3 protein-coding genes and 1 pseudogene are annotated in these 3,673 nt (G+C 62.7%); 1 reads left to right on the forward strand and 3 read right to left on the reverse strand.

The annotated features are described in order from the left end of the window. Positions 1 to 387: pseudogene (locus tag EOD15_RS30650) on the forward strand (acyltransferase); the annotation flags it as partial. A 47-nt stretch (positions 388 to 434) separates the two neighbouring features. On the opposite strand, the gene EOD15_RS30655 reads toward EOD15_RS30650, so the two are convergent. From EOD15_RS30655 to EOD15_RS30665, 3 genes are read right to left on the reverse strand one after another with little or no spacing between them, the layout of a single operon-like run. After that, positions 435 to 1,502 (reverse strand): BMP family ABC transporter substrate-binding protein, encoded by a 1,068-nt coding sequence (locus tag EOD15_RS30655; RefSeq protein ID WP_127323146.1) that lies wholly within the window; start codon positions 1,500 to 1,502, stop codon positions 435 to 437. Positions 1,503 to 1,552: 50 nt separating this feature from the next. Next, positions 1,553 to 2,473, reverse strand: coding sequence for an ABC transporter permease (locus EOD15_RS30660; protein WP_127268999.1), 921 nt, complete (start codon positions 2,471 to 2,473; stop codon positions 1,553 to 1,555). Further along, complete coding sequence (locus tag EOD15_RS30665; RefSeq protein ID WP_127409137.1) at positions 2,473 to 3,603, reverse strand: ABC transporter permease; 1,131 nt, start codon at positions 3,601 to 3,603, stop codon at positions 2,473 to 2,475. Before EOD15_RS30665 ends, EOD15_RS30660 begins: the two co-directional genes overlap by 1 nt. Between the last annotated feature and the right edge of the window lie 70 nt (positions 3,604 to 3,673).

Below are 3,673 nucleotides of genomic sequence, written 5' to 3' on the forward strand. Positions count from 1 at the left end.
GTGCTTGGCCACTACGGCATCGCCGTCTCCTCGGCCAATCTTGTCCTCGCCAACGCCGTCATGCACGCGGCTCTGATCGGCGCGGTGCTGCTGCGCCACCGTGTGAGGGCATCGGCGCTCACCCTGGCGCTGGGCGGGCTGACCTATCCGCTCTATCTGCTGCATCAGGAGATCGGCTATCTCGCCATCAATGCGGCAACGCCCCTTGTCGGCAAATGGATTGCCGCCCTTGGTTGCGTCGTGCTCATGCTTTTCATTTCGTGGGCGATCTGGCGCACCTGCGAACGACCGGTACAGCGGTTGCTCAGGTTTTGGCTCGGCCGCGCGGTCGATGCCGGACGAACGCGGTTTCGTCGCCCCTCTGCCGGCGCACAGCCCGCCGAATGAAGAAGGGCGCCTCGCGGCGCCCCTCCGTCTCATGTCTCGCGCGCTGCTTATTTCGGCAGCTTGTCGTCGACGCCTTTCACATAAAAATTCATGCCGAGCAGCGTGCCGTCGTCGGCGACTTCGCCATCCTTCAGCCATGGCGTGCCGTCCTGCTTGGCGATCGGCCCGGTGAAGGGGTTCCAGCCGTCGGCGATCTTCTTTTCGGTGGCTTCGGCCATCGCCTTCACGTCGTCGGGCATGTTGGTATAAGGAGCGAGCTTGACGGCGCCGTCCTTGATGCCGAGCCAGACATTGCCCGGCTTCCAGGTGCCGTCGAGGGCTGCCTGGACCCGGCTGATGTAATAGGGACCCCAATCATCGGTGAGCGAAGTCAGCTGCGCCTTAGGCGCGAACTTGATCATGTCCGATGACTGCCCAAAGCCCTTCAGGCCCCGCTCCTCGGCCACTTGCAGGGCAGCGGTCGAATCGGTGTGCTGGACGATGATGTCGGCACCCTGGTCGAACAGCGCCTTGGCGGCGTCGGCTTCCTTGCCCGGATCGAACCAGGAATTCACCCAGACGATCTTGGCTTTGAAGTTCGGGTTGATCGACTGTGCGCCGAGCATGAAGGAGTTGATGCCCATCACCACTTCAGGAATCGGGAAGGAAACGATGTAGCCGGCAACGCCGGCCTTCGATTCCTTGGCGGCGATCTGGCCGAGCACGTAGCGGCCTTCGTAGAAACGCGCATTGTAGATGCCGAGATTGTCGGCGGTCTTGTAGCCGGTGGCGTGCTCGAACATCACCTTGGGGAATTTCTTCGCGACCTTCACTTCCGGGTCCATGAAGCCGAAGGAGGTGCCGAAGATGAGCTTGCAGCCTTCGCGCGCCAGGCGCTCGAAAGCGCGGTCGGCGTCGGGACCTTCCGAGACGTTTTCGAGATAGGCTGTTTCGACCTTGTCACCGAGCGCCTTCTCCACATCGAGACGGCCCTGGTCGTGCTGGTAGGAGTAGCCGAAGTCGCCAATCGGGCCGGTGTAGACCCAGCATGCCTTCAGCTTGTCCGCAGCTTCCGCCGTCACTGCCAGCGACATGGCGGCGGTCGTCGTCATCAGGGCAATAAGCAGTTTTTTCATTGTGTTACCTCTCTGAGTTAAGCCTTGGAGCTTCCCGTTTGTTTTTATTGTCAACGATCCGGAACGAATGGCTGCCCCAAGGAAGCCGGCGTGTTCATCATCGTCAGACGCTTGTTGCGCGAGATTAGAACGAGAACCACGATGGTTGCCAGATAGGGCAGCGAAGAAAGGAACTGTGAAGGCACCGGAATGCCAAAAGCTTGTGCATGAAGCTGGCCGATCCACACCGCGCCGAAGATGTAGGCGCCGGCCAGCACCCGCCATGGCCGCCAGGAGGCGAACACCACTAGCGCCAGCGCGATCCAGCCGCGGCCGGCGCTCATGTTCTCGACCCATTGCGGCGTGTAGACCAGAGACAGATGGCCGCCGGCAAGCCCGGCACAGGCGCCGCCGAAGATCACCGCGAGATAGCGATAGCGGATGACCTGGATGCCAAGCGCATGGGCCGAGGTGTGGCTGTCGCCGATCGAGCGCAGCGTCAGTCCGGTCCTTGTCTTGAACAGGAACCACATGACGGCCGCGGTGAGCGCGATCGAAATGTAGAAGATCGGGTCCTGACCGAACAGCAGCCTGCCGACGACAGGCATTTCCGTCAGACCGGGAATGTAGAGGTTGGGCAGCCTTTCGCCGGGTTGGCCGACAAAGCTGGTGCCCATCATGCCGGACAGGCCAAGGCCGAGCAGCGTCAGCGACAGGCCGGTCGCCACCTGGTTGGTGGCCAGCGACAGCGTCATGACGGCAAACAGCAGCGAGAACACCGCGCCCATGGCGATTGCCGCCAAAAGGCCGATCCAGGGCGAGCCGGTGAGATAGGTCGCGCCGAATCCGCCGACAGCGCCCATGATCATCATGCCCTCGACGCCGAGATTGAGCACGCCGGAGCGCTCGACCACCAGTTCGCCGATTGCCGCGATCAACAGGGGCGTTGCCGCCGTGGCGATGGTCAGAAGGATGTTTACGGTGATGTCCATCAACGGGCTTCCTTCAGCTTCGGCGCGGCTTCGAGTTTCGCGGCACCTTCCGGCTTGGTCAGCGCCAGGCCGACCAGGCGAATGCGGTAGTGGATGAGCGTGTCGCAGCCGAGCACGAAGAACAGCAGCATGCCCTGGAACACCCGCGCCACCTTGTCGGAGATGCCGAGCGCGCTCTGCACCGCTTCGCCGCCGAGATAGGTCAGCGCCAGCACCAGACCGGCGGCAACGATGCCGAGCGGGTTGAGGCGGCCAAGGAAAGCCACGATGATGGCGGTGAAGCCATAGCCGGGCGAAATGACAGGCTGCAGTTGCCCGATGGCGCCCGAGACCTCGGAGATGCCGGCGAGACCCGCCAGAGCGCCTGACAGCAGGAAAGCAAAAAAGACCATGCGGTTGAGGCCGAAGCCGGCGAAGCGCCCTGCCCGCGGGCTTGACCCCAGCACGCGCACCTCAAAACCTTTCAGCATGCGGCTCATCAGGATCCAGACCAGAACCGCGGCGACCAATGCGAAGACAAAACCCCAGTTTGCTCGCCCGGCATCCGGCATCAGCTCCGGCAACACGGCCGAATCGTTGAACTGGATGGTCTGCGGGAAACCATGGCCCTGCGGATCGCGCCAGGGTCCGCGCACCAGCCAATCAAGGAAGAGCTGCGCGACGTAGACCAGCATCAGGCTGGTCAGGATTTCGTTGGTGCCGAAGCGAGTCTTGAGCAGAGCCGGGATCGCGGCATAGGCCGCGCCGCCGACCATGCCGAGCAACAGCATCAGCGGCAGCACCAGCGGACCTTCGAACTGCGGAAACAGCACGGGAACCATCGAACCGGCAATGCCGCCGAGGATGAACTGGCCTTCGGCGCCGATGTTCCAGATGTTGGCCTTGTAGCAGACCGACAGGCCGACGGCGATCAGGATGAGCGGCGCTGCCTTGATCGCCAGCTCATGCAGCTGCCAGACCTGGCTGATCGGCTCGATAAAATAGATATTGAACGCGGTCAGCGGATTGACGCCGAGCAGCGCGAACATGACGGCGCCGGCAATGATGGTCAGCGCGAAGGCGATGAACGGCGACAGGGCCGAAAACAGCATGGAACGCTGCGGGCGTTTGACGAGTTCGAGGCGCATCATGCCGTCTCCAGCGAGTGTTCGGCGTGGCCTGGTTCGGCGCCGCCCATCAGCAAACCTACCTTTTCGAAGG

The organism is Mesorhizobium sp. M7A.T.Ca.US.000.02.2.1, from assembly GCF_003996995.1.
In the GTDB taxonomy this organism is placed as follows: domain Bacteria; phylum Pseudomonadota; class Alphaproteobacteria; order Rhizobiales; family Rhizobiaceae; genus Mesorhizobium.